Genomic DNA, 5,885 nt, shown 5'->3' on the forward strand with positions numbered 1-5,885 from the left:
TATTGTCTCCATCACCTGATCACCTGATCACCCCATCACCCTTGGCCTCTATCTTGCCAATGGTTTTCTGCCGTCAGTTTTCCCAAACCCATACCATGCAAGTCCTAGCAAGGGTGTAAGTACTACGATTTCCCAAAGTATTCCCAAGACGTTGGTAATACTCAGGATGGTGCGCACCATACCCAATTCTGGATTAAAATAATCAAATCGGGCAAAGATGGTAATGGGTGAAATAAAATACTCTAGGGAAAAAGGCCAGAGTGCCTGGACTCCGAAAGGTGCTGTTGGGTCAGCTACTAGCATATCCAAGATGATATGGCTGCCATAAACTAGAGCTGCCCAAATTCCCCACCGGAGCCGATTTAACCTCCAACGCCCCACTAGCCAAGCAACGAAGATGCCAATTACGGCGGCTACTATCAAGCTGTGGGTGGCCTGACGGTGAAAAGCTCCTGGATTTCCCAGCAGCAGCAATCCAGGCAGAATGTCTATGTCTGGCAAATTCGTTAGCAATACTGAACCTAACAACAGCCGAGTTTCCTGATGCCAAGCTATATGAGGGCGTGCCAGAACAAATCCACAAATACCGGCAAATGTGTGTCCTACTGGTGATGGCATTTGATTAATTGGTAATTGGTAATTGGTAATTGGTAATTGGTAATTTATATTTGGTAATTGGTAATTTATATTTGGTAATTGGTAATTCATAATTGGTAATTGGTAATTGGTAATTTATATTTGGTAATTGGTAATTTATATTTGGTAATTGGTAATTACTATGACTATTGTTTATTGATCACCATTACAGCTGATTACCTGATCATCCGATTACCTGATCACGACCTTACCTGAGCTGAGTTAATCGCCTTTACTTGCGCAAAGCATACACAATTCCCCCCAGCAGCCCCTGAATGATCACGATTCCGTAAGCCAGCCAAGCAAAGGCAATGGCTTCGGGTCTGGCAAGATTATAGTCGTAAGCCCCAAAAAAGAAGACAAACGCATTTTCACGGATACCAATGGCGTTGATCGATACAGGCAACACCATGATCAAGGAGACTAGGGGAATGATGACAAAGAAACTAAGAAGGGGAACCGGTAAATCCAGGGCCTTTGCAATTAGGTAATAATGACCGATGACACTGATTTGCACCATCAGTGATAACCCCATAGACATAGCCAAGGCATGTTTGCGGTTACCAAAGGCAAGGAAAGCTTTAATAATATTCAATACCTTGTTTTTTATGGGGTGCCAAAAGGGTAGTTTTATCTTGCTAATAAAGCTTGAAATCTTCTGAGAGGGTATGAAAATCATCGAGAGTATCAGCATAATTACTGCCGTACCTAGCATCACCCACAGGTTAAGTAATGGTAACTGGGCGATCAATGTCTGAGAGAAAAACAGCGCCCCGAGGCCAAACAGCATCAAACCCAGTAAACCGAGGAAACGATCCAAAAACACAGTGGCTAGTGCGACTGACTTGCTCGTTCCCAACCGCCAGGCATCATAAGCCCTAACAGCATCCCCACCAATGGTGGAGGGCAAAAAATTACTGAAGAATATGCTGACCATGTAGGACTTATACAAGTAAGGGATGGTAGCTTTCACATTCTGAGCCAAAAGCAGTACCCGCCACCGATTAGCTCTGATGTAGTAACTGGCTAAGTAGACCACAAACGCTGCCATTAACAGAGGAATGTTGGCAGAACTCACAGCTAGGAAAATGTCGGGCAGATTGGTCTTGCGCAACGCCCAAGACAGTAGCGCTATGGAAACGCCGCATTTAATGATCGTAAGAATCAATTTTTTCCTAGCAGCTAACTTTTTTTCCATGGTTTTTAAGTTTATGGACTGTAGTAGTTCCAAGTCATCTTACTGCGGCGGTAGTGGTTTTGAGTCCATAGCCGTGGGCGATCAAGATTGGGATTTGGTTGGGGGTTGCTGTAGATGTGCAGCTGATTGCCATTGAGAACGATCACTTCTTCCCGCCAATCCCCAGATACATCAGCAACGTAAAGTCGATCCGCCTGTTCTTTGAACCGATGGAGAAATTTCCCACTCAGGCCATCAAAAATCCCGACGTCTCCTGATTTATGGCGCTCTTTGACAGCCACTAATTGCCTCGACTCTCCTGTCCAATCAATCGGGAAGATCACCTCTACACCTTTGTCTGTCCATCCCTTGGGAGCAACATCATCCATTTGATAGTCAGCAATCAGTTGACCTTGGGCATCAAAGACAAAGGGTTTCTGGTGTTTCGGGTAACGGCTGCGGCACCACACTTCTAATCCCGGTCGTTGGGGGTCAAAATCACCAATGGCAGCATTTTGTGGTTCTTGATGCTTGTAGTGGGTTTTCCAAATGACGCGATGTTCCGAAGGAACCGCTTCGCGAACGCGGTTATAAAGGAAAACCCGATTGCCACCCCCCTCTTCCAGAGCGACTACCTCTAATCCTGGGATGTCTGGACGCACATCAGCCACAAACAGGGAGTCAATATGACCTTTTACTGGAATTCGCACCAGTAGCTCTCCTAATGGTGATATTATTGTCCCACCCAAAACCTCATCTTTGCCATCTCCGTCGAGATCTGCCACCCGTGCCCCATTGTGAGCATTGGCAAGGAAATCATCTCGAGTCCACAAAGGTTCAAGGTTTTCACCTTTGAGTAGGTTGTCTAGGGGATAGGCTGCTAGATAACGACCCCTACGGTATCCTTCAGCATTAGTGGCCTGAAGTAGTAAATCGCGATCGCCTTTACCCCGGAAATTGGCTACTACTAAGTGCTCCCAACGTTCTGTACCTGGTGGAGATTCTATTGTTATACTTCCCTTGCTCTGTCCGTTGTCACCTTGGATAATATGAATAGTATTGTCTTTGGTTAAAAACAAGACCTCCGTCTTCTGATCCCCATCCACGTCAGCTGCTTGGACACCCGACCCATGCAATCCAGGTAGTCCCTGGTACTCAGATTTTCCAGTTACCTGGAGGTTGATCTCCCTACCCCAGAGCTTTTGCCCAGAATGACTGTAAACTGCGATCTGACCGGGCTTGGTAATAATAAAGTCTTTCTTGCCATCATCATCTACATCCGCCGTAATCAAACCACCTGATCTATCGTCTTCAGCAGGTAAATCTAATTGGATAGTCTGAGGATTGATGGTGGAATAGGGTAAATCAACGCCCTTGCTATTCCATTTTGCTGCACATCCCCAGTTGAATGCACTACAAACGCTCAAAAACAAGGCTATTTTAGAGGTAACATGCTGGAAACCAATTTTGGGCGATTGCTTTGACATTTCCCTATTTTATCAAACTATTCTCTCTCAAACTATTCTCAAAGTAGCCATCAAACGTAGCCATCAAAAAGACTATTTATAACTAATCTTTAGACTGTTTACTGTAACTCCTCTCAATCTCCTTAGATAATTCTCTTGCTGTTGAATTTTCGAACCTGACTAAGGGATAAAGCAAACCACCAATCCCAGCATCAATAAATGTCTTTAATCGCATCAACAAGGTTGTCGAAATTGCTACAGCAGGGTTGACACCAAAAAGACCGAGAGTAAAAGTATAGGCAAATTCCGTTAAGCCAATACCACCAATAGAAAATGGTAGATTCATGATGAACATGATCACAGGAACCGCCACTAGGGTGCTTATAAAGTTAATTTCAGCATTAAATGTCAAGGCGCTAACCCAGACATTGATTACAGACAAAAAATAAAAAATTAACGAGTTGACTAACGCCCATACAAGCGCTCCTGAATCATCCTTGTAAAGCAGTACAGCATTGCGAAATTTTTCAATCTTACTAAATATTTTTTTGAAAATAGGCAGTCGTTCTCCAAAAATTTTCTGGGAGAGATTGAAGGGACGATCATCAACAATTAACCAGCATATAAAGCCTAATCCAAGGATACCAATACTAAGGGAAATTGTGAGCCAAGGGATATTAAAGACCTGCAAGTTAACGATTACTGCAATTAGTGCCAGCATCACTAGGGTCGCTAAACCGCTGAAACGTTCTACAAATACGACAGCTGCAGCATCAGCATAACGTCCTGTGTAACGCCCTAGCTCATGTATTCTAATCACATCTCCGCCGATGCTGCTGGGTAGGATTAGACTAAAGAACTTACCAATTACGTAGTAAGCATAGAGCCGCCATAGACCGACTGAAAGTCCACAAGAGCGAGAGAGAAAGTACCACTTGACTGAGCTGGCAAAATCAAGTATCGGTAAGATCACAATTGATGCCAACAGAAAATTCAGTTTGGTATGGGCAAAGGTATCAAATAAGTTCCGCCATCCTTGAAGCGTTAACAATCCTGCTTTGTGAAAAACATAAACTAGCAGAGCGGTTGTTACCGCAATTCTCAAGAAGCGAAGTATCGAGCTTTTTCCCATTTAACCCTCATTTGTTCTATCAATCTTTCTACCCTCTGACCAGCATCTAGTTAAGACTTAACTAAGACTATAATTAAGGTTGGCATACCACTTCTGTCTTGGGACGGATAATGTAGGAATCTACCACGTTGCGCAGCTCAGCTTCTGTGTAGGCTTCATTCCAGCCAAGTTCACGAGCCATCAGTTGAGCACATAGGCGAAGGGGCTCGTCACCTAGATAGCCTGCAGAGCCGAGATCAGTCCGCCGAAAAACAACATCGACCAATTTCTCAGCCATCTCTTCACGAACCCCGTGTATAACTTCCGCTTGGATGACATCGCTGTTTGGTAGTACTTGTGCCCATGCCGGATTTTCGTCTAAGTAACGTAATATGTGCTGATAAGCTGAACCGTACTTTCGCACAAGATTGCGCACTACCTCAGGACTCAACTGATCTGACTCTTGCTCAATGGCCTGATTCATGAACAAATCAAGATATTCAATATCTCCACCCCACAAAGGAGTATTCTTTGTACGTGGTAATGGTGATACTTGTCCGAGCTTCCGAAAGACCAGATCTATTGTTTTTTGAGCCACATCACGGGAGGTTGTGTATTTGACACCAACCACACTAACAAGACCTTCAAGACCATCTTCCGTGGCATGATCCAAAATGCGGTAATGCTTCATAGGTGCCGCTGAACCTTCTCGATCCGCTGGTATGATACCCCACAACACATGATGTACATCTTCACGGCGCAGCTTTCCTTCGGGATAACCCTCGTTAATCAGCTCAATATAGGTTTGAATTTCTTCCTCAGAGATTGAAACACGTTCGGGATCATCCTCGCAGGGCAAGTGCAAAGACCCCACCAATGAATAACCACGCCACGGAATTGCAAAGGCAAGACTTGACTTTTTATTGACTATAGCCTGGGGATCGCGGTACATCGGTTTGATGGGGAATACTACCGCATGATCTTTAGTAAGCGGACGTGTAATGAAACTAAAGGCTTTGGAAGCATGAAGATCGTAGTCCTTGAATTGTTCTCTAGAAAGATTCAAGGTTTTTACAATCCACGGACCGCAAGCGTTTAATACTGTTTTTGCACGAACTTTAATTGTTTGTCCACTAATTAAATCTTTAGCTTCGACACCGACAACAACATTGTCAGATTGAATAAATTCCACAACTTCGACATAATTAGCTATTTCTGCACCGCGCTCAGAGGCAGATAAAAGATACGACAGCAATAATCGCTCAGTATTGTGGATTTGTCCTTCATACCAAATCGCACCACCGGTAAGCTGATCGGGATCTAAGCTGGACCACATCTTCAAGACTTCTTGCTTGGAAAGAATTTGGCAGTTGGGTATGCATCGAGCTGAATCCTTAACCCGCCTTTGATCCCTACTCAATAGATCATAGATGGCAAAATACAGGGTCATGGTTTCTAATCCTTTGATGCCGTGCCCGTAAATTGGCAAGAGGTA

Annotated in this window: 5 protein-coding genes; all 5 read right to left on the bottom strand. The window is 44.1% G+C overall.

The genetic code is table 11. From position 1 onward, the window contains the following. Positions 1-48 precede the first annotated feature (48 nt). Entirely contained in the window at positions 49-708 is a 660-nt protein-coding gene (locus F6K37_RS30515) for a metal-dependent hydrolase (RefSeq protein WP_287254258.1), read from the bottom strand. Positions 709-868: 160 nt separating this feature from the next. Next, the gene (locus tag F6K37_RS30520) at positions 869-1,834 is read right to left on the bottom strand and encodes a lysylphosphatidylglycerol synthase transmembrane domain-containing protein (protein WP_287254259.1); all 966 of its coding nucleotides are present in this window, start codon (positions 1,832-1,834) and stop codon (positions 869-871) included. Positions 1,835-1,845: 11 nt separating this feature from the next. Next, on the bottom strand, positions 1,846-3,300 hold the full coding sequence (locus F6K37_RS30525) for a rhamnogalacturonan lyase family protein (RefSeq protein ID WP_287254261.1): 1,455 nt from the start codon (positions 3,298-3,300) through the stop codon (positions 1,846-1,848). Positions 3,301-3,382: 82 nt separating this feature from the next. Next, positions 3,383-4,411, bottom strand: a complete 1,029-nt coding sequence (locus F6K37_RS30530; protein ID WP_287254263.1) for a lysylphosphatidylglycerol synthase transmembrane domain-containing protein — start codon at positions 4,409-4,411, stop codon at positions 3,383-3,385. A 73-nt stretch (positions 4,412-4,484) separates the two neighbouring features. Then, the coding region (locus F6K37_RS30535) for a glycerol-3-phosphate dehydrogenase/oxidase (protein ID WP_287254265.1) at positions 4,485-5,885 on the bottom strand (1,401 nt) is incomplete at its 5' end.

Origin of the sequence: Moorena sp. SIO4E2 (assembly GCF_010671945.1) — a bacterium.
Taxonomy (GTDB): Bacteria; Cyanobacteriota; Cyanobacteriia; order Cyanobacteriales; family Coleofasciculaceae; genus Moorena; species Moorena producens.